General features: G+C 68.5%; 18 protein-coding genes and 1 pseudogene. 10 read left to right on the top strand and 9 right to left on the bottom strand.

All coding sequences use genetic code 11. The features are described from left to right. Nucleotides 1-96: 96 nt before the first annotated feature. The 4 genes from ON23_RS26170 (at nucleotide 97) to ON23_RS26155 (ending at nucleotide 3,461) form a co-directional block, all read left to right on the top strand. A complete protein-coding gene (locus ON23_RS26170; RefSeq protein ID WP_039781439.1) occupies nucleotides 97-918 on the top strand; it encodes an SDR family NAD(P)-dependent oxidoreductase in 822 nt (273 codons plus the stop codon). Nucleotides 919-924: 6 nt separating this feature from the next. Beyond that, nucleotides 925-1,470 carry an orotate phosphoribosyltransferase gene (gene pyrE, locus ON23_RS26165; protein WP_039781438.1) on the top strand — a complete coding sequence of 182 codons (546 nt, stop codon included), beginning with the start codon at nucleotides 925-927 and terminating at the stop codon, nucleotides 1,468-1,470. Nucleotides 1,471-1,539: 69 nt separating this feature from the next. Beyond that, complete coding sequence (locus ON23_RS26160) at nucleotides 1,540-2,598, top strand: beta-ketoacyl-ACP synthase III (protein WP_039781437.1); 1,059 nt, start codon at nucleotides 1,540-1,542, stop codon at nucleotides 2,596-2,598. Nucleotides 2,599-2,660: 62 nt separating this feature from the next. Then, nucleotides 2,661-3,461 (top strand): lysoplasmalogenase, encoded by an 801-nt coding sequence (locus tag ON23_RS26155; protein ID WP_083904242.1) that lies wholly within the window; start codon nucleotides 2,661-2,663, stop codon nucleotides 3,459-3,461. A 28-nt stretch (nucleotides 3,462-3,489) separates the two neighbouring features. On the opposite strand, the gene ON23_RS26150 is transcribed toward ON23_RS26155, so the two are convergent. From ON23_RS26150 to ON23_RS26135, 4 genes are all read right to left on the bottom strand, one after another. Then, the gene (locus ON23_RS26150; protein WP_039781434.1) at nucleotides 3,490-3,936 is read right to left on the bottom strand and encodes a hypothetical protein; all 447 of its coding nucleotides are present in this window, start codon (nucleotides 3,934-3,936) and stop codon (nucleotides 3,490-3,492) included. A gap of 166 nt (nucleotides 3,937-4,102) precedes the next feature. After that, nucleotides 4,103-4,339, bottom strand: coding sequence for a PDDEXK family nuclease (locus ON23_RS26145; protein WP_051043380.1), 237 nt, complete (start codon nucleotides 4,337-4,339; stop codon nucleotides 4,103-4,105). A gap of 60 nt (nucleotides 4,340-4,399) precedes the next feature. Beyond that, nucleotides 4,400-5,083 (bottom strand): response regulator transcription factor, encoded by a 684-nt coding sequence (locus ON23_RS26140; RefSeq protein ID WP_174376526.1) that lies wholly within the window; start codon nucleotides 5,081-5,083, stop codon nucleotides 4,400-4,402. Then, entirely contained in the window at nucleotides 5,080-6,483 is a 1,404-nt protein-coding gene (locus tag ON23_RS26135) for a sensor histidine kinase (RefSeq protein WP_244970062.1), read from the bottom strand. Before ON23_RS26135 ends, ON23_RS26140 begins: the two co-directional genes overlap by 4 nt. Before the next feature lie 107 nt (nucleotides 6,484-6,590). On the opposite strand from ON23_RS26135, the gene ON23_RS26130 reads away from it, so the two are divergent. Next, a complete protein-coding gene (locus tag ON23_RS26130) occupies nucleotides 6,591-7,295 on the top strand; it encodes a TrmH family RNA methyltransferase (protein WP_051043377.1) in 705 nt (234 codons plus the stop codon). On the opposite strand, the gene ON23_RS26125 is transcribed toward ON23_RS26130, so the two are convergent. Further along, nucleotides 7,296-9,524: an ATP-binding cassette domain-containing protein gene (locus ON23_RS26125; RefSeq protein WP_039781433.1), complete on the bottom strand. Its 2,229-nt coding sequence runs from the start codon at nucleotides 9,522-9,524 to the stop codon at nucleotides 7,296-7,298. A 60-nt stretch (nucleotides 9,525-9,584) separates the two neighbouring features. Between ON23_RS26125 and ON23_RS26120 the strand changes: the two genes are divergently transcribed. Further along, nucleotides 9,585-10,586 carry a helix-turn-helix transcriptional regulator gene (locus tag ON23_RS26120; protein ID WP_039781432.1) on the top strand — a complete coding sequence of 334 codons (1,002 nt, stop codon included), beginning with the start codon at nucleotides 9,585-9,587 and terminating at the stop codon, nucleotides 10,584-10,586. Nucleotides 10,587-10,686: 100 nt separating this feature from the next. Next, nucleotides 10,687-11,883, top strand: coding sequence for a glycoside hydrolase family 76 protein (locus tag ON23_RS26115; protein WP_083904240.1), 1,197 nt, complete (start codon nucleotides 10,687-10,689; stop codon nucleotides 11,881-11,883). A gap of 230 nt (nucleotides 11,884-12,113) precedes the next feature. On the opposite strand, the pseudogene ON23_RS26110 reads toward ON23_RS26115, so the two are convergent. Then, nucleotides 12,114-12,785: pseudogene (locus ON23_RS26110) on the bottom strand (DedA family protein); the annotation flags it as partial. After that, entirely contained in the window at nucleotides 12,782-13,435 is a 654-nt protein-coding gene (locus ON23_RS26105) for a DedA family protein (RefSeq protein ID WP_051025246.1), read from the bottom strand. The gene ON23_RS26105 and the pseudogene ON23_RS26110, both read right to left, overlap by 4 nt. 309 nt (nucleotides 13,436-13,744) lie before the next feature. Between ON23_RS26105 and fbaA the strand changes: the two genes are divergently transcribed. From fbaA to ON23_RS26090, 3 genes are all read left to right on the top strand, one after another. Beyond that, nucleotides 13,745-14,782 carry a class II fructose-bisphosphate aldolase gene (gene fbaA / locus ON23_RS26100; RefSeq protein WP_039781431.1) on the top strand — a complete coding sequence of 346 codons (1,038 nt, stop codon included), beginning with the start codon at nucleotides 13,745-13,747 and terminating at the stop codon, nucleotides 14,780-14,782. Between the two features lie 167 nt (nucleotides 14,783-14,949). Continuing rightward, complete coding sequence (locus tag ON23_RS26095) at nucleotides 14,950-16,107, top strand: BTAD domain-containing putative transcriptional regulator (protein ID WP_039781430.1); 1,158 nt, start codon at nucleotides 14,950-14,952, stop codon at nucleotides 16,105-16,107. 130 nt (nucleotides 16,108-16,237) lie between these two features. Further along, on the top strand, nucleotides 16,238-17,725 hold the full coding sequence (locus tag ON23_RS26090) for a glycoside hydrolase family 183 protein (RefSeq protein WP_039781429.1): 1,488 nt from the start codon (nucleotides 16,238-16,240) through the stop codon (nucleotides 17,723-17,725). Nucleotides 17,726-17,742: 17 nt separating this feature from the next. On the opposite strand, the gene ON23_RS26085 is transcribed toward ON23_RS26090, so the two are convergent. Both ON23_RS26085 and ON23_RS26080 read right to left on the bottom strand, forming a co-directional pair. After that, nucleotides 17,743-18,786: a fused (3R)-hydroxyacyl-ACP dehydratase subunits HadA/HadB gene (locus ON23_RS26085; protein WP_039781428.1), complete on the bottom strand. Its 1,044-nt coding sequence runs from the start codon at nucleotides 18,784-18,786 to the stop codon at nucleotides 17,743-17,745. 205 nt (nucleotides 18,787-18,991) lie between these two features. Next, nucleotides 18,992-19,492 carry an Rv0361 family membrane protein gene (locus tag ON23_RS26080; protein WP_051043373.1) on the bottom strand — a complete coding sequence of 167 codons (501 nt, stop codon included), beginning with the start codon at nucleotides 19,490-19,492 and terminating at the stop codon, nucleotides 18,992-18,994. Nucleotides 19,493-19,856 lie beyond the last annotated feature (364 nt).

Below are 19,856 nucleotides of genomic sequence, written 5' to 3'. Positions count from 1 at the left end.
CCCTATCAGGGCCCCCCACCGCGGTGACCGGTCCGGTTCGCGAACCGGTGTCCGGGCGCCGGGATTATCCGCCCGACACTAGGTGGTTGACGACCCATGACCGATAGCCCCGCAGACTCGGGGGCCTCCCGCCTCCCCGGAGCCACCCGTCCGGTCGCCCTGGTGACCGGACCGACCTCCGGTATCGGCCAGGGCTACGCCACCCGGCTGGCCTCCCTCGGCTACGACCTGGTGCTGGTGGCGCGCGACGAGCAACGCCTGAGCGCCCTCGCCACGGAATTGCGGCACCGCTTCGATACCCGCAGCGAGATCCTGGCCGCGGATCTTGCCCGGTCGCACGACCGCGATACCGTCGCCGACCGGCTCGGTGCGGGCGTGGACTTCCTGGTCAACAACGCCGGCTTCGGTATCTCGGGCGAGTTCTGGACCGTGGAACCGCGCGAATTGCAGGCCCAACTGGATGTCAATGTCACCGCGGTGCTGCAATTGACGCGTGCCGCACTGCCGCCGATGATCGCCGCCGCCAAGGGTTCGGTGGTCAACGTCGCCAGTGTGGCCGGGCTGGTACCGGGCCGCGGCTCGACCTATTCGGCCTCCAAGGCCTACGTCATATCCTTGACCGAGGGTCTGGCCGGTGGACTGGCCGGGACCGGGGTCCGGGTGCAGGCGCTGTGCCCGGGATTCGTGCACACGGAATTTCACGAGCGCGCCGGAATCGAGATGTCGTCGCTACCGAAACCCCTGTGGCTCGACGTCGAACAGGTGGTGTCCGGTTCGCTGCAGGATCTGGAGAAGGACCGGGTGATCAGCGTGCCCGGGGTGCAGTACAAGGCGCTCACCACTGTCGCCGGGCTGATCCCGCGGAATCTGGTGACCCGGCTCAACCGAGGCATGTTCAACGCACGGGGAAGGACATAAACCCACATGATCGAATCCACCACCGACCGCGACAGATTGGCCGAGCTGGTCCGGGAGCTCGCCGTCGTGTACGGCCGGGTGACCCTGTCCTCCGGTAAGGAGGCCGACTACTACGTCGATCTGCGCCGGGCGACCCTGCATCATCAGGCGGCGCCGCTGATCGGCACCCTGCTGCGAGAGTTGGTGTCGGACTGGGAATTCGAGGCCGTCGGCGGGCTCACCATGGGCGCGGATCCGGTGGCGCTGGCGATGCTGCACGCCCCCGGTCGCCCGCTGAACGCGTTCGTGGTGCGCAAGGCGGCCAAGACGCACGGCATGCAGCGCCAGATCGAGGGGCCGGAGATCTCCGGTAAGCGGGTGCTGGTCGTCGAAGACACCACGACCACCGGCAATTCGCCGTTGACCGCGGTCCGGGCGCTGCGCGAGGCCGGTGCGACCGTGGTCGGCGTCGCCACCGTCGTCGATCGCGAGACCGGCGCCGACCAGGTGATTGCCGCGGAGGGACTGGAGTACCGCTCCATTCTGGGCCTGAAGGATCTGGCTCTGGGGTGACATTCGGGCCTGGGTTAGCCTGGACGCTGGTCTTATGTACAACAGTGTGAAGGGTCGAGTGAGTCTCCTGTGGTGAGCATTGCAGTGAACGAGGGTCGCAAGAACGTTGCGATGCTCGGCATCGGGGCATACCGGCCGGAACGTATCGTCAGCAACGCCGACGTCTGCGAGGTTCTCGATTCCACTCCGGAGTGGATCTTCGAGCGGACCGGCATCCGCAATCGTCGCTGGATCAGCGGTGACGAGACCCTGCGCTCCATGTCGGCGGCCGCCGGTGAGCGGGCGATCACCAACAGCGGTATCGACCGCACCAAGATCAGCGCGTTGATCCTCGCCACTTCCAGCTGGCTCAAGCTCACCCCGCACGGCGCACCCTCGGTGGCCTTCGATCTGGGGATGAACGGCATCCCGGCCTTCGACCTCACCTCCGGTTGCGGCGGCTTCGGCTACGCCCTCGGTGTGGCGGCCGACCTGATCCGGGCCGGTTCCGCCGAATACGTGCTGGTCATCGGCGCGGAAACGATGACGGTCGGCCTCGACCCGACCGACCGCGGCACCGCCATGATCTTCGGCGACGGTGCCGGCGCCGTCGTGGTCGGCCCCAGCGACGTCAACGGCATCTCCCCGACGGTGTGGGGTAGCGACGGGGAGAGCGCCGAGGCGATCTCCCAGGACGTCAACTTCTTCGACTACATGGACAGGGCCGAGCGGCTGCAGGGCACCGATCCCGAGGTGGAGCCGGTGGGCCGGATGGCGCTGCGGATGGAGGGTCCGCGGGTGTTCCGTTGGGCCGCGGTCACTCTGCCCCGCGCCCTGTCGACCGCGCTGGAGGTGTCGGGTGTGGCCAAGGAGGATATCGAGGTCTTCGTACCGCACCAGGCCAATGCCCGCATCAACGAGCTGATGAAGAAGAACCTCGGCCTCGCCGACGATATCCCGATGGCCAACGACATCGAGAACACCGGCAACACCTCCGCCGCGTCCATTCCCCTCGCCATGGAGGAGATGCTGGTGACCGGAAAGGCCAAGGGCGGACAGCTGGCGCTGCTGCTCGGCTTCGGCGCCGGGCTCAGCTACGCCGGCCAGGTGGTCACCCTCCCGCCCAAGCCGATCGAACCCAGTTTCTGAGCAGGCCGGTCGCGATCGTCGCACCGGTCCACCGTCGTCGTGGATTGATGAGGAGATTCCGAATGGCGCGACCGTTCCGTGCTGCGTACGTGGGTGCCGCGGTGATCACCGTCCTCGGCGCGGCCACCGGGCGGGACCGGTGGCAGTGGGCGACGAAGCCGCTGCTCATGCCCCTGCTGGCGGCTGATGCGGTGCACGCGGGGCGCGCGTCGAGCGTTGGTGAGGTCTCCGCTGGTGAGGCGGACGGAGGAGGAGGCGAGCGCGGCTCCCAGTCGGCCGGCCGTGGCGGCGCCGAGCCTGCTCGCGGGACGGATGACCGGGGACAGTCGCAATCCGACCGGGCTCTCCTGCTCGGGTCTCTGGCGGCGGCCACCGTCGGCGACATCCTTCTGATCGATCCCGACGACGACCGCCGACTGGTCGCGGGCGCGTCCGCCTTCGCGGTCATGCAGTGCGGATATTCGGCGCTGTGGTGGCGACGCGGTGCGCGGCCGCATCCGATGGTCGCGGCGCCGCGGGTGTTCGCGTGGCTCGGCGCCGCCACGCTGTTGCGGGCGCGCGCGCCTCGCATCGCCGCGCCGCTGACCGCCTACGGTGCGACGCTGGGTACGGCGGCGACCCTCGCCTCCGACCCGGCACTGGCTCCCGGCGCGAAAGTCGTTGCCGGAACCGTGGTTCCGGGACGCGACCCACGCAGCCGCCTGGCCCTGGGCGCCCTGCTGTTCACGCTCTCCGACGGCCTGATCGTGCTGCGTCGGCTGTTCGCGCGCACGTCCCGCTCCCGCCGTGCGAGCGAAGCCGTCATCCTCGCGACCTATGCCGGCGCCCAGTATCTGCTGACCGCGCCGGCCGACTTCGACTGAGCCACACCGTTGTTGCAGGCCGCGCGGTTCACAGGCAGAGCATGATCCGATCGCGGTCGGCCGGGTCCACCCGGATCGAAATCGTCTCGCCCACATGCATTCTCGGCCGGTCGATCGGCGCCACATCGAAAACGACCGTGCCCCGATAGGTTTCCGACCCCGGAACCGTCAGCTCCAGATCGAGTTCGGTCAGTTCCGTGTGGTGATCGGTGCACTGCAGCGGATGCACCCGCTCGATGGTCGCCCACCCCTCCAACCCGTGCCGCAACAACCGCCGATCCGACCGCGTCGGCCGCTGCGCCAGCAGCATCCCGATCCCCACACACGATCCGAACGCCCCCACCAACGCCATGATCTGATACGGCTCGGTCCCCGGCGGCGTGTGCTGATGTACCCACCCCAGCCACAGCCCGAGCACAATCACATACCCGACCGTCACCCCGAGCACGGTCCGAAGAATGCGTACGTGGTCCATAACCGCCTCCACCACCCCGCGGATACCTCAAGAATAAGCCCCACCCCTCCCATCCGGCCCGGATAGCACATAACGGACAGACACGTTTCGGCCAACCGTCCGAGACGGTCCCGAGCCCGGCGCGCTCCCCGCACACGGCAGCCGCCCGGCCCCTCGCCGATCTTGTCTATTCGGCTCGGGATCCGTTCAGCGCGTGCAAATCAATGGCCACCGGAGACCCGGAGAGATCGAGCCGGACCTCCGAGCGATTGTCCGCGACCAGCTCGTAATGGTCGCCGACCAATCGGTAGGCGGTGAGCGTAGGCGGTGCGTCGAGATCGACGAGCCGGTAGTGCGTGATTCCGACCTCGGCGTATTCGGCGAGTTTGGTGACGCGATCGGTGCGCCGGCAACCTGGCGACAAGATCTCGACCGGGTGACCGACAAACCCCGGGCAGTCCAGCGGCGACCCGCTGTCGACGCGCTATCCGCGCAGGCGCAGCACGGCCATCACCCGGCGGTGGTGGGTGTCCGACGGGGGCAGATCCAACTTCAGGAAGATGTTGCCGATGTGTTTTTCCACCGCGCGTTCGGTCACGGTGAGGGTGGTGGCGATCGAGGCGTTGGTGAGGCCCTGGGCCATCAGCTCCAGGACTTCGCGTTCGCGCGGGGTGAGGCGGGCGAGCGAATCCTGTTGCCGGGCAGCGCCGAACAGCTGGCTCACCACCTCGGGGTCGAGGGCGGTGCCGCCGGTGGCGACGCGCTGCAGGGCGTCGACGAATTCGCGGACGTCGGCCACCCGATCCTTGAGCAGGTAGCCGACACCGCCCGCGCCGCCGGCGAGAAGTTCGGTGGCGTAGCGGGTTTCGACCCATTGCGAGAAGACGAGGACGCCGGTGCCGGGGAATTTGCTGCGCAGTTCGATGGCGGCGAGCAGACCTTCGTCGGTGAACGAGGGCGGCATCCGCACATCGACCACGGCGACGTCGGGGCGGGTCTCGGCCACGATCTCGCTCAGCCGGATCGCATCGCCGACCATGGCCACGATCTCGTGCCCGCGGTCGGTGAGCAGCCCGGCCAGACCGTCCCGCAGGATCGCGCTGTCCTCGGCGATCACGATGCGCAGCGGCTCGGCGTGACGCCCGGTCGCGGCCTCGGCCGTACTCATTGCGGCCCCGCGATCGGCAGGGTGATCGTGATGTTCGTGGGCCCGCCGACCGGGCTGTCGACGCTCAGATCGCCGTCGACGGCCCGCGCCCGCGCGGCGAGACCGGACAGGCCGCCGCCGACCAGCCGCTCGGTCGGCGCGTCGGCATCGGACCCGGATTCCCGGGCGACCGGGCCGGGCTGCCGCACCCCACCGTGACCGTTGTCGCGCACACTCACCATCATCGTGGCCGCACCAGACGGCGCGACGGACACCCACGCCGCGCTCGCCCCGGAATGTTTCACCACATTGGTGAGCAGTTCCGCGACGGAGAAGTATGCGATCGCCTCGATCGCCGGACTGGGTCGCTGCGGCAGGTGGACACGCAGCTCGACCGGTATCGCGCACCGCGCGGTCAGCGTCTCCAGCGCCGGTTCCAGCCCCAGTTCGAGCGCCGGGGGATGGATGCCGCGCACCAGTTCCCGCAGCTCGGCGATGGCGTCCTTCGAGCTCGCGCGGGCATCGGCGATGAGCGCGGCCGGATCGGCGCCCGCGGCGAGCCGTTCCTCGGCACGACCCAGCGTCATCGCGATACTCACCAGCCGTGCCTGGGTGCCGTCGTGCAGATCGCGTTCCAGCCGGCGCAGCGTCGCCGCGGAATCCTCGACCGCGACGCGCCTGCTCTCCTGCAGTTCGGCCATTCGCCGATCCCGGGCGGTCGGTGTGAGCAGTGTCAGCATCAGTCCACGATGCGCCCAGCACACCGCGCGCACCAGCCACGGCAGCAGGAAGCAGCCGATGATCCCCAGTGCGGCCAGTCCGAGCACCCGCGGCCAGGTGTCGATGTAGTAGTCGCCGAACTGCGCGAGCGAATGATGTTCGCGCCCTTGCGGATCCACATTCACGGGGTGAAAGACCGCCCACGGGATCGGGGAGATCGCGGTGAAGACCGTCACCGCGATCACGGTCAGCACCACATATCCGACGAACACGCCGAGAATCGCCTCGGCTACCAGGAAGACCAGCGCCCGCCACGCGGTGCGATCGCTGAAGACGCTGCGGAACCAGCCCACCAGTCCGGGCCGGGCGGTGAAGTCCGGCGGCGCCGGCAGATCGGCGGTCAGCAGCGCCGCACCCACCGCGCGGTAGATCCGTCCCCAGATCCGGCCACCCAGCAGCACCCCGGCCAGCAGCGGAGCGCCGATGATCAGGATCGAACTGTAGAGTCCCACGCCGTAGCCGGCGAACAGATAGGCCAGCACCAGGCAGCCCAGGATCGCGGCGACGATCAGGTAGGCCAGCTCTTTCCAGGTCCGTGCCTCGAACGGGGCGCGCAGGATCGCCCGCAGCACCGACCCGGCGGTCGGGCGCGAGTCCGGACGGTCGAGGACGAGCGTCGGTTCGGCGAGTGTCTCGGTCATAGCTTCCATGCTGGTCGGCGACGATCCGCGGGACGAGGGAGCAGACCGGCGGATCGACGGTGTGGACAGCACCACCATCGGATCCGACGGTACCGGGCGCGGCTACGATGACCGGCGTGAATCACCCGCTCCAGCCGCTGCCCGATCCATCGGACGGCGAGGTGCCGGGCCCGACCGAGTGGGGTGAACATCCGCACGGCGTCGGCCCGTGGCGCGACGAATTCGGCACCGAGCCGCCCGGCGATCCGCGCCTCGACCCGGAACTGCTCGCGCACGGCGACCGCCGCAACGTCGTCGACGCCTACCGGTACTGGTCGCGGGAGGCGATCGTCGCCGATATCGACACCCGTCGCCATCCGTTCCACATCGCGATCGAGAATTTCGGGCACGACGCCAATATCGGCACGGTGGTGCGCACCGCGAACGCCTTCGCCGCCGCGGCGGTCCACATCGTCGGGCGCCGCCGCTGGAATCGCCGCGGCGCGATGGTGACCGACCGGTACCAGCACATCGTGCATCACAGCGATATCGCCGAACTGCTGGAGTTCGCCGAGCGCGAGCATCTGACCGTGGTGGCCGTCGACAACGTGCCCGGATCGGTGCCGCTGGAAACCGCCGCGCTGCCGCGTGATTGCCTGCTCCTGTTCGGTCAGGAGGGGCCGGGCGTCACCGAGGCCGCCAAACGGGCCGCGGCCATGACGGTGTCGATCGCGCAGTTCGGCTCGACCCGCAGCATCAACGCGGGCGTCGCCGCCGGAATCGCCATGCACGCGTGGATAACCCAGCACGCGGACCTCGAACGCTCCTGGTGATCATCGCGATTCACGCAGTGCCGCGGCCGTCGCGGATTCGCGGCAGCGCAGCAGATCGTCCGGGGTTCCCTGGAAGACGATCCGGCCGCCGTGCCGGCCGGGCCCCGGTCCCAGGTCGATCACCCGATCGGCCGCGCGGACGACGTCGAGGTTGTGCTCGATGACGACCACGGTGTTGCCCCGGTCGATCAGATGGTCGAACAGCTGGATCAGCGTATCGATATCGCGCAGATGCAGCCCGGTCGTCGGCTCGTCGAGGACGTAGAGGGTGTGCCGGTCACCGCGCGCGAGTTCCTTGGCGATCTTCAGCCGCTGGCATTCCCCGCCGGACAGCGTGGTCAGCGACTGCCCGAGCCGCAGATAACCGAGTCCGACCTCGTCGAGATGCCGCAGGCCGCGCGCCACCGCGGGCAGTCGCCGGATGGCCTCCGCGACGGTCAGATCGTCGATATCGGCGATGGTCAGGCCGTCGACGGTGTAACCGAGCACCCGATCGGTGAACCGGCGACCGCCGCACGCCGAGCACACCGTTTCCTGACCGTCCATGAACGCCAGATCGGTGTAGATCACGCCGGCGCCCTCGCACACCGGGCAGCCGCCCTCGGAGTTCGCGCTGAACAGCGCGGCGCTCACCCCGTTGCGCTTCGCGAACAGCGTGCGCACCGCGCCGGCGATGCCGGCGTAGGTGAGCGGCGTGGACCTGCGATTGGTGCCGACCGGACGCTGGTCGACCACGGTCGCCGGATGCCGCTGCACCAGTTCCGCGGCCAGACTCGACTTACCCGAACCCGCGACGCCGGTGAGGACGGTCAGCACACCGGTCGCGATGTCGACCGAAAGGTCGCGCAGATTGTTGCGAGTCGCGTTGTCGATGCGCAGTTTTCCGGTCGGCACCCGTGGTGTGCGGCCGGTGCGCCGGATTCGCAACGCCTGCCCGGTCGGTGTGTCCGCGCTCGTCAACCGCTCGAAGTCGCCGGTGAACACGATCCGCCCGCCGTCCGCTCCGGCTCCCGGGCCGACCTCGACGATATGGTCGGCCACCCGCATCACATCCGGATCGTGTTCGACCACCAGGACGCTGTTGCCCTTGTCCCGCAGCGATTTCAGCAGTTCGGTCATCGGCCGCACATCGTGCGGATGCAATCCGACGGTGGGTTCGTCGAAGACGTACAGCATTTCGGTGAGGCTGCTGCCGAGATGGCGCACGGTCTTGATGCGCTGTGATTCTCCGCCGGACAGCGTCGTCGTCGGACGCGACAGGGACAGATAGCCGAGGCCGATGTGCGCGAGGGCACTCAGCCGCTCGTGCAGCGCGGACACCACCGACATCGTCTCGGGGGCGTGCACCTCGGTGATCAGGTCCGCGAGTTCACCGATCTCCATCCGGCTCATCTCGACGATGGTGCGGTCGAGTATCCGCGCCGAGCGGGCCGCCGGATTCAACCGTTGCCCGTCGCATTCCGGACAAGGGCCGGAACGGGTGAACCGGTGCAGCACAGCCTGTTTGCGCTCGGAGAGGTTGTCGGAGGTGTGCAGATACACCCGCTCGAACAATTCGATCACCCCTTCGTAGTCCTTCGGCGGCCGTGGTCGGAGGGCAGCGGCGGCCGGCCCGCCGTGCAGCAGCGCGTCGCGTTCGGCGGGCGTCCAGTCGCGCAGCGGCACCGTCGGATCGAAGGCCCCGAGTTCGGCGTAGCGGCGGTACCAGTACTGGCCGGCCGCGAAGCCGGGCAGCCGGATCGCGCCCTGCTCCAGCGAGAGATCCGGGTCGAGCACCTGCTCCATATCGGGAACGAGGGTTTCGCCGAGACCGGAACAGGCCGGGCACATTCCGGCCGGATCGTTGAACGAGAAGTGATTGGATTCCCCGACGTACGGCTGCCCGATACGCGAAAACAACAGGCGCAGATAGGTGTACGCGTCGGTGATGGTGCCGACGGTCGAACGGGCGTTGCCGCCGAGCCGCTTCTGATCGATCACCACCACCGGCGAGAGTCCGTCGATCAGGTCCACCTCGGGTCGCGTCCACCGCGGCAGCCGATTGCGCACGAACGGCGGATAGGTCTCGTTCACCTGATATCCCGCCTCGGCCGCGACGGTGTCGAACACCAGCGACGATTTGCCCGAACCGGAGACCCCGGCGAACACCACCAGCCGACCCCGCGGTAGGTCGATATCCACACTTTTCAGGTTGTTGGTGCGCGCTGCGCGAATGCGGATCGAAGTCATATCTCGACGCTAGGGACAGATGTGGACAACTTGTGACCGCAATTCGCGGAGGATGGAGTCATGAGCGCCACTCGCCGCCTGCTCGATCTGCTCGCCTATCTGCAGACCGGCCGCCGCTACACCGGCGCCGAACTGGCCGCCCGCCTGGAGACCAGTCCGCGCACGGTCCGCCGCGATGTCGAGCGGCTGCGCGAATACGGCTATCCGGTCATCACCCAGCCCGGCCCGGGCGGCTTCTACCAGCTCACCGCCGGCCGTATCCTCCCGCCGCTGGTCTTCGACGACGACGAGGCCGTCGCCACGGTCGTCGCCCTGGGCATGCTCGCGGCTACGTCGGAGGGTCAGTCAGAACCCCAGCGCCAGTCGGAACCCCAGCGCCAGTCGGATATCGGCGCCGCCGCTCTCCGGGCCTTCGGCAAGATCGACCAGTTGCTGCCGAAGCGGTTGCGGGGCCGGGCGAACGCGGTGCGGGCGACGGTGGAGACAGCGGCGGTGGCGGCGCCCGCGGTGGACGCGGCGGTGCTGGCGCTCGTGGCCAGGGCCGCGGCCGACCACGAACATCTCGTCTTCGACTACCGCACCCGCACCGGCGTCATCGCCCGGCGCCGGGTCGAGCCGTATCGGCAGGTGTATCAGCATCTGCGCTGGTATCTGCTGGCCTGGGACCGCGACCGCGGGGATTGGCGCACCTTCCGCCTGGATCGCATGGCCGATATCGCCGCTACCGGAACATTTTTCGAGCCGCGACCCCTACCGGCCGAGACGGCCGCCGGCTATCTGCGGCGCGAGCTCACCGCAGGCCGGCATCGCGCGGTCGTCACCGTCGCCGCTCCCGCCGCATCGGTCGCCGACATCCTGAAATTCCAGGACTGCGATATCGAGTCGCGCGGACCGCGGCGCTGCCGGATCACCACATGGGTGGATTCGTTCGAATGGCTGGTGCTCAATCTCGCCTTCCTCGACGCCGATTTCGTGATCGAGGAGCCGCCCGCGTTCCGCGACCGATCCCGCGCTCTCGCAGCACGTTTGGATCGCGCGGCCGATGCCGCGGAACCGGGCTGACGCGCCGCGGCTGCCGGTTCGGCTCGGCACGTCGCGGACACGAGTCGATCGCGTAACAAATCGGGCGCGAAATCGGGGCTCGGACTGGCACGATGTACCCATGAACTCGCGGAGCGACGACGTGCAACCGCGTCCGCATCTGCGGCGGGGGCGCGCACGAGTCGATTCCGCTGCCGAGCCGGGCGCCGAGATCTGGGCGCAGCGAGCCGATGCGGCCGAATCGGCGATCGTGTCCCGGCATCTGCGGCGGCTGTGGCTGCTGCCGGGGGCCGAGCTGGGCGTGGTCGGCTGGCCCGCCACCCGGGGGGAGCGGCTGTTTCTGAACTGGAACTACTGGTGGCAGGCCCATCTGATCGACTGTGCCGTCGATGCCGCCAACCGAGAGCCCACGCCGGTCCGCACCGCGCGCATCGCCGCTGTCGCGCATGCGCTCCGGCTGCGCAACATCACCGGCTGGACCAACAACTACTACGACGATATGGCTTGGCTCGCCATTGCTTTGGAGCGCGCCGAACGCACGCAGGGCCGCACCGAGGTGCGCGGCGGGCTGATCGCGCTGGAGCAGCAGCTCATGGCGGGGTGGCAACCGGAGATCGGTGCGGTGCCGTGGCGCAAGGGCGCCGACTATTTCAACGCGCCCGCCAACGGCCCGGCCGCCATCGCCCTCGCCCGCCTGGGGCATCACGAGCGCGCCGCGCAGATCGCCGACTGGATCGATGCCACGCTGCGCGATCCGGAAACGGGATTGATCCTCGACGGAATCCACCTGCCCTCGGGCCGGATCGAACGGCCGACGTTCAGCTACTGCCAGGGCGTGGTCCTCGGACTGGAAACCGAACTGGCCGTCCGGACCGGAGACGCTCGTCACCTCGCCCGAGTGCAGCTACTGCTCCGCGCGATCGAGGACCACATGACGGAACGGAATGTCGTCACCGGCGGGGGCGGGGGCGACGGCGGTCTGTTCAACGGGATTCTGGCCCGGTATCTCGCGCTGGTGGCGATCATGCTGCCCGGCGACGAGATGCCGCAACGATCGGCCCGCCGCTCGGCGGCCGCGATCGTGAAGGCGTCGGCCCGCGCGGCCTGGGACCGCCGGCTCGAGGTCGAGGGCGATCCGCTGTTCGGCCACGACTGGAACGAACCGGCACGGCTGCCGGGCGGCACCGCCGGCGCCGGACGGCCGACCTCGGGAGGTTCGGTCACCTCGTCGCGGACACCGGAACGCGATCTGTCGGTGCAGCTGTCGGGCTGGATGTTGATGGAGGCCGCGCAGGTGGTGACGGCCGCCGGACTCTGACGCCGCCCCTCGGCCGGTCAGTGCCGGGGATCGGTCCACACGATGCGCGCGGGCCCTGCGGCGGCCGTGCGCTCGGGGCGGACGGTGCGCAGCGGCACGGTGTCCGGATAGTCGGCGGCCCGGATCTCGAGCGGCAGCGTGTCCAGGGCATCCGAATCGAAAGCCTGCCGGTCGAAGCCCTCGGCGTCGAAGGTCTTGGCGTCGAAGGTCTGGCCGTCGTGGCCCTCGAGATCGACATCGAAGTCCTCGGCCGGCCGCGACATCTCCGCCCGGTACTGCCGCAGCCCGATGACCGTGCCGATGATCAGCACCACGACCAGCGAGCCGCTCACGGCCGGCATCAGCCAGGACACCTTGTTCAGGTAGCCGCCGGTGTAGTAGCCGAGCAGCAGCAGAATCGGCGCCCAGATCACCGCGCCGATCGAACTGGCGACGGTGTAGCGGCGATGGTCCATTCCGGCCGCCCCCGCGACCAGCGGGCACAGCGTGCGTACCCACGGAATCCAGCGGGCGATGAGCACTGCCGCGAACCCGTGCCGATGCAGCAGATCCGAGACCCGGGCCAGATTCTCGGCGTTGACGTATTTGCCGTTCTTGCGGGCTATCAGGCGATGGCCGGTGCGGGTGCCGATGACATACCCCACCTGATTACCGGCGATGGCCGCCAGCATGGTCGCCACCACCAACGCCCACACCTGCGTATGCCCCGTCTCGTGGGAGGCGAAGATGATGCCGGCGGTCAGCAGCATCGAATCGCCGGGCAGGAACAGGCCGATGATCACCGCGCACTCGAGGAAGACGAAGACCAGGACGACGGTCCAGACGAGTGTCGGCCCGGCGGACTGCAGCGGATCGAATCCGCCCAGTGCAAGGGGTAACGGCGTAGCAGGCAATGGTGTCAGTGCGTGGGTTCGTTCGTCGGTACGGACATCGTGGGCTCCTCGATCTCGAGCACCGGCTCGTGGTTACGCAGCTTCTTCGCCACGGAGATGATGGCGGGCAGGATCGAGACGAACACGATCAGCAGGAAGATGGCCTCGACGTGATCGCGAATGAACCCGACGTTCCCCAGGAAGTACCCGAGGACCGTGATGCCGCCGGCCCACAGAATGCCACCGATGATGTCGAAGGTGAGGAATTTGCGGTAATCCATTTTCGACACGCCCGCGAGCACCGGCATGAAGGTCCGCACGATCGGCACGAACCGGGCCAGGATGATGGTCTTCGGGCCGTACTTCTCGAAGAACGCGTGTGTCTCGGTGATGTAGCGCTGTTTGAAGAAGCGCCCGTCCTCCTTGTGGAACAGCGCGGGCCCGATGGCACGGCCGATCCAATAGGCGCACTGGTCGCCGGCGATCGCGGTCACCGCCACGGCCGGGACGAGCACCCAGATCGATACCGGCGGATGTTCGACCGCCGCGAGCAGACCGCCGGTGAACAGCAGCGAATCGCCCGGCAGGATCGGGAAGAGCAGCCCTGTCTCGATGAAGACGATGACCAGAATGGCCGGCAGCACCGCATTCGACATCCAGGTATCGGTCAGCAGATACATGGGGTCGAGCAGCTTGTGGACGGAGAATCCGTCGGCGAGGGTATTCGTGATGGCCAGCGTGGTCACGGGCCCCACAGTACCGGTCACCGCGCGATCTCACCGAACCTCACGGGAACCTCTCAGGCGGTGGCGAATTTCGGTCAACCGAGTTTCGGACCGCTCCCGGGGGTCGACGCGGGTGCGCGCCCGGCCCGGCAAGTCCGCCGCAAGCGCGCCCGACCCCATCCCGCCTTTCGCGACAACGGGCCATGAACTTAGGGTATGGGCTGACAGAATTGTTGTTCGCAGCACACATACGGAGGTCACTCAGTGCCCATCGCGACTCCGGAGGTCTACGCCGAGATGCTCGGTCGGGCCAAAGAGAACTCCTTCGCCTTCCCCGCGATCAACTGCACCTCGTCGGAGACCATCAACGCGGCCATCCGCGGGTTCGCCGAGGCCGGCAGTGACGGCATCATCCAGTTCTCCACCGGCGGGGCCGAATTCGGTTCCGGCCAGGGTGTGAAGGACATGGTCACCGGTGCGGTCGCGCTGGCGGAGTTCGCTCATGTGGTGGCAGCCAGGTACGACGTGACGATCGCACTGCACACCGACCACTGCCCGAAGGACAAGCTGGACGGGTTCGTGCGGCCGCTGCTGGCCATCTCGCAGGAGCGGGTCAAGGCCGGGCAGCACCCGCTGTTCCAGTCCCACATGTGGGACGGCTCGGCCATCCCGATCGACGAGAACCTCGAGATCGCCAAGGAACTGCTGAAGCAGGCGGCCGCGGCGAACATCATTCTCGAGGTTGAGATCGGCGTCGTCGGCGGCGAAGAGGACGGTGTCGAGGCCGAGATCAACGAGAAGCTCTACACCTCGTCGGAGGACTTCGCCAAGACCATCGACGCCCTGGGCGCCGGTGAGAACGGCAAGTACCTGCTGGCCGCCACCTTCGGCAATGTGCACGGCGTCTACAAGCCGGGCAACGTGGTGCTCAAGCCCGAGGTGCTGGCCGAGGGGCAGCGCGTTGCCGCGGCCAAGCTCGGCCTGGGCGACGGCGCCAAGCCGTTCGACTTCGTCTTCCACGGCGGCTCGGGTTCGCTGAAGTCGGAGATCGACGACTCGCTGAAGTACGGCGTGGTGAAGATGAACGTCGACACCGACACCCAGTACGCGTTCACCCGTCCGATCGCGGCGCACATGTTCACCAATTACGACGGTGTGCTGAAGATCGACGGTGAGGTCGGCAACAAGAAGACCTACGACCCGCGCAGCTACCTGAAGAAGGCCGAGACCTCGATGGCCGAGCGGGTCATCGAGGCCTGCAACGACCTGCGTTCGGCCGGTAAGTCGGTCAGCGCGAAGTAGTAGTTCCGGAAGCGGAACGAGGGTGCGTCGCCCGGTGGGCGGCGCACCCTCGGCATTCGCGGCCGCCGTGGGGACGGGTTGTCCCATGCGGAGCGGCACGGGATGATCATCTCCGTGAGCAGATGGGCACTGTGCCGGGTATCGGGTCGAGGCGAGGAACGAGACCGGTGAGCGATCCGACCGGCCCCCAACCTGTTCCGCCCACCGGTCTCGATGTCCGCGTACTCGGTCCCGTACAACTGTCGGTCGGTGGCGCCGCCGTCGCGGTGGGCGGCCCCAAACCGCGGACGCTGCTGGCCGCCCTGGCCGTCAACCGGCGGCGTGCGGTCTCCTCGCAGGCGTTGGCCGATATCGTCTGGAACGAGGAACCGCCGGACTCCTATCAGGCGAGCCTGCAGGTTTTCGTCTCCAATATCCGTAAGGCGCTGCGCAATTCGGGAGTCGACTCGGCCGCGGTGCTGCGCACCGAATCCTCCGGCTATCGGCTCGAGATCTCCGACGACGAATGCGATCTGGGCCGCTTCGAGGCCACCCACAAGGCCGCGATCGAGGCCGCCGCGGCGGGCGACCACGAGCGCGCGTCGCGGTTGTACGGTGCGGCACTGGAGCAGTGGAGCGGCAAAGCCCTCGACGATCTGTCCGGCACCCGCTTCGCCGACACCTTCGCCACCGCGATGGACGAGGAACGCCTGCTCGTCGCCTCCGCCCGCATCGATGCCGAAATCGCTTGTGGCCGAGCCTCGTCGGTGGTCGGCGAACTGGTGGCGATGACGAACGAGCACCCGATGCGGGAACCGCTGTGGGTTCAGCTCATCACCGCGCTGTACCTGTCCGGACGCCAGGCCGACGCGCTGGAGGCCTGCCGCCGGGTGCGTGCGGTCCTCGCCGACGAACTCGGCATCGATCCGGGGCCGGCGCTGGCCGAACTGGAGAAGCGCGTGCTGCGTCAGGAACCGCTCAACACGATGGCCATCGCCCAGGTCGAGCGGATGGCCAAGGCGATGACCGAAACCGTCACCGAAACCCCGCGCAGCGCCCGCGCCGGACGCCTGCGGCTGGCGGACGGCCGGGTGGTGCCGATCGCCAAGGGCGGCTTGAAGATCGGCCGCATGACCGACAACGATCTGATCCTCGACGATCCGAAGGTCAGCCGCTATCACGCGCACGTGCTGCCCAGCCGGGCCGGGATGCTGATCAAGGATCTGGCCTCGGCCAACGGCATCTACGTCGACGACGAGGTCGTCGACAGCGGCACCATGCTGTTCGGCGGGGAACTCATCCGGATCGGTTCGACGGTGCTGAGTTTCGAGGCCGAGACCGAATAGGCCGCGCCGGACACCCCGGATACGCGATAACCGCCGTGGCGCGGCATCGCCCGGGTAGGGTCGGCGCGGGTGCTGTCCGCGCGACGAGGTCGCGGGTAGGGGAAATCGTTCGGTCGGCGAGGGGTTGCGGATGCGTGTGCGCGTACCGGCTTCGGTCGCAGTGATGCTGCTGGGCGCCGGACTGCTGGTCGGGCTGCCCGGATCTGCCGGAGCCGAACCCGGGACGGGTTCGGCGGCAACGGTTCCCGGCGCCGGGCCGTGTGCCACCGACCCCGCCCCCGTGCACGAGCCGGTGGTGCCGAAGAAGCTCGAGGTGCCGATTCCGTATCCGGTGGTGACCGTCGATCAAGCACCGCCGCCCGCGGTTCCGAAGCGCACGAACGTGGACCTCCCGGCCGATCCGTGCGTCAGCCCGTGCCCGGACCTCACCGACGGTCCGCCGTCCCCGCCCGGCCTGCTGAACCGGCTCGGCCTGCCGGAGGTGCTACTGAAGCCGAAGCCGTTCTACTTCGCGCTGCCGCCCGGGCCCTCGCCCGAACCCGCGCCGCCCGCGCCGCCGCGAGCCACACCGCCGACCGAACCGGGGCCGGTGGTGGCCGCCCGGCCGGCGCCGAAGGTGAGCCGGGTCCGCGAGGTGGCCAAGGAAACCGGCGCGAATTCGGTGAACCGCACCGACAAGCGCTGGCAGGTCGCCGGCACCGACCTGGGCATCATGTGGGAGAGCGGGCCGGGTGAGATCGCGACGGCCTTCGGCGACACCGTCGGTCACGACTTCCATCCGCCGGGCGGAATGGGTGAGGATTGGCGCAGCAATCTGCTCGCGTTCAGCACGAATCGCGACCTGGACAAGGGCATGATCATCGACCGCATGGTCGCCGACGACCGCTGTCACGCCGCCGAGGTGCTGGCCAGTCGCAAGAAGGACAATATCGAGATCACCACGATCCCGACCTCGGGTTTCGCACTGCCGCACCGTGGTTCGGCCGACGGCACCCGGCAGTTCATGAGCTATATGTCGATTCGGACCTGGAACAGCCTGCCCGGCACCTTCTACACCAACTACGGCGGCATCGCGTACTCCGACGACCACGGGCAGACCTGGACCAAGGATCCGCACGCGCACTGGGACAACATCTTCGGGCTCGCGAATTTCCAGGTGTCGGCGATGGTTCCGCAGGGCGACTACGTCTACCTGTTCGGCACCCCGAATACGCGGCTCGGCGCGGTCGGCCTCGCCCGGGTGCCCAAGGACGAGGTGCTCGACACCTCCGCCTATCAGTACTGGCGCGACGGAAACTGGACCCCGGTCGGTGGCGCCGCGTCCGCCACACCGATCGTCGACGGGCCGGTCGGCGAACTGTCGGTGCGCTACGACAGCGCTCGTGGTGTCTGGCAGATGAGCTATCTCGACACCGCGAAGGCCGCGGTCGTCGTGCGGGAATCGAATGCACCGCAGGGGGTGTGGTCGCCGAGTTCGCCACTGGTGCCCGTCTCGGCCGAATATCCCGAACTCTACGGCGGATTCATCCATCCGTGGTCGACGTCGTCGGATCTCTACTTCACCATCAGCACCTGGAGCGACTACAACGTCTACCTGATGCACGCCCGGCTGGACTGACGCGCGCCGATCACGGCTCAGGACAACTGGACCTCGGCCAGCGCGCGGCCGAACAGCTTCTTGCCCGCGGAGGTGGCGCTCAGCAGGATCGTCGCGACCCGGCGCTCCGGGTCCAGGGACTTGATCCTGGCGGAGAATTCGATCTCCGCCGGCGAAAAACGTTGCACCGGAACGTATCCGGAGAAGCGCACGCTGTAGCTTTCGATCGCTCCCGGATCCCCGAGCCACGAGGTCAGATAGTGCGCGCCCAGACCCATGGTGAGCATGCCGTGCGCGACCACGGTGGGCAGGCCGGCCAGTTCCGCGGCGCGATCGCTGAAGTGGATCGGGTTGGGGTCACCCGCCACACCGGCGTAGTTGACCAGATCGCCGCGCGTGAGGCGCATCGTCGCCGTGGGTAAGCGGTCGCCGACCGCGAGATCGTCGAAATTCGGCTGGGTGTCGACGGTGACGTCTCTGCGCGAGTCGGCGCGCGAGGGTTCGGGGGTGGCCTCCTCGGTGCCGATCGGGATCAGCACCTCGGGAGTGGTGGCGCCGACCTCCCGGCGATGCATGACCACACCGTCGACCAGTCGCACGATATCGGCGTCGACCTCGGCGCCCAGGCGCGCCACGATGGTGGTGATACCCACCTGGACGACGGTGTCCTCGGCATCGAGAACCGTGGCCTTCACGGTGATGAAGTCGTTTCCGCGCAGATGCCGGACCGATTCGATCTCCGCCTCGCTGCGCAGGACGTCGCCGGCCAGGATCGGGCGGTGGATGTGGAACACCTGATCGGTCTGCAGGATCTGCGACAGGTCGTATTCGCTGAGCACGCTGTCGAGCAGGGCCTGCGTGGTCGCCATGCCGAGCACCGAGGCGAAGGTCGGCGGCGCCACGACCGCATCCCAGCCGAGCTTGGCGGCGTCGGCCTCGAAGTGGTGGGCGGGGTGATGGTTCTGCACGGCCCGCGCGAATTCGCGGACCTTCTCCCTGCCCACCTCGTAGCGGTCCCGAATCCGGTAGTGCCGACCGGCCAGTGCCGTGGATGCCGGCGCGTCGGGTGCCAGCTCCGGCATGTCCCTTGCTCCCTGCTCGATTCTTACTGCGTAAACGACAGCACCGGTCGACCACCCCGGAACGGATCAGCGAAGGGTCGGCGGCGTGACAATCCGGGCCATGCTATCGGCGTACCGGACCGCTGACCAGGTGTCTGTGATGTGCATCGCCGGGAACCGGCGCGATGTGACGCCGAGGTGACGCACGTCATCGACTCCGGCGCGGCTACTGCGCGGCGCCGGCGGGATCGCACACCTTCCAGCCGCCATCGGTCTGCTGCAGATCGAAGGTACGGGCGGTCGAGCGGCTCGGATCGGCATCGGTGTAGATGTCGACCTGAGCGACGGCCTTGTCCCCGGTGATCTGGACGCCGTCCACGCCCGCGACCTTCGGGATCTTCTTCTGATCCACCGCCAGCTTGTGCACGCCGGCGTACTGATCCGGGGCGATGTTCTGGTAGAAGTCGTGCAGTTTGCCGCACGTCGCGGACTGCAGCTGGCTCAGGTTTCCGGAGGCCAGCGCGTTGGTGTAGCTGTTGACCGCGCCCTTGACCTGTGCCTCCGGCGAATTGTCGGAACCACCGGTGGCCAGTGCGACCACCGCCACGATCGCGACGATCACCACCACGACCGCGCCGCCGGCGAGCAGCAGCCAGCGCTTACTGCGCGCGGCCCGGCCCGGCGCCGCATCCGGTTCCGCCGCCGGTACCCGCTGCGGTTGTGCCATCGGGCGCGGGGGGACCGGCTGTGGTCCGCCCGGCTGGTTCGGCCCACCCGGTCCACCCGGTGCGCCCGGGCCGTTCGGCTGTGCGGAGAGTGCCGGCGCAGTCATCTTGGTATCGGCAGGGGACGGCGCGCCGCCGGGTCGCGAGGCTTGATCACCTTGCGCCGCAGAACCTTTCAGCCCCTGCGCGCCGAGTGCTGCGGCTGCCCCGGACATCCCCGGCCCACCCGGACGCGGCCCGGGTGCCCCGGGGCCATGCCCACCGGGGCCCTGCGGCCCCGGCGAACCCTGCCCCTGCGGTCCGTGCCCGCCCGGCCCTTGCACGCCCGGACCCTTCGGCCCCTGTGCACCCGGGCCTTTCAGACCC

It is taken from the genome of Nocardia cerradoensis NBRC 101014 (assembly GCF_000308535.1).
GTDB classification, from domain to species: Bacteria; Actinomycetota; Actinomycetes; order Mycobacteriales; family Mycobacteriaceae; genus Nocardia; species Nocardia cerradoensis.
Note: the sequence above shows the minus strand (reverse complement) of the source record. Positions and strands in the feature narration are given on the sequence as shown.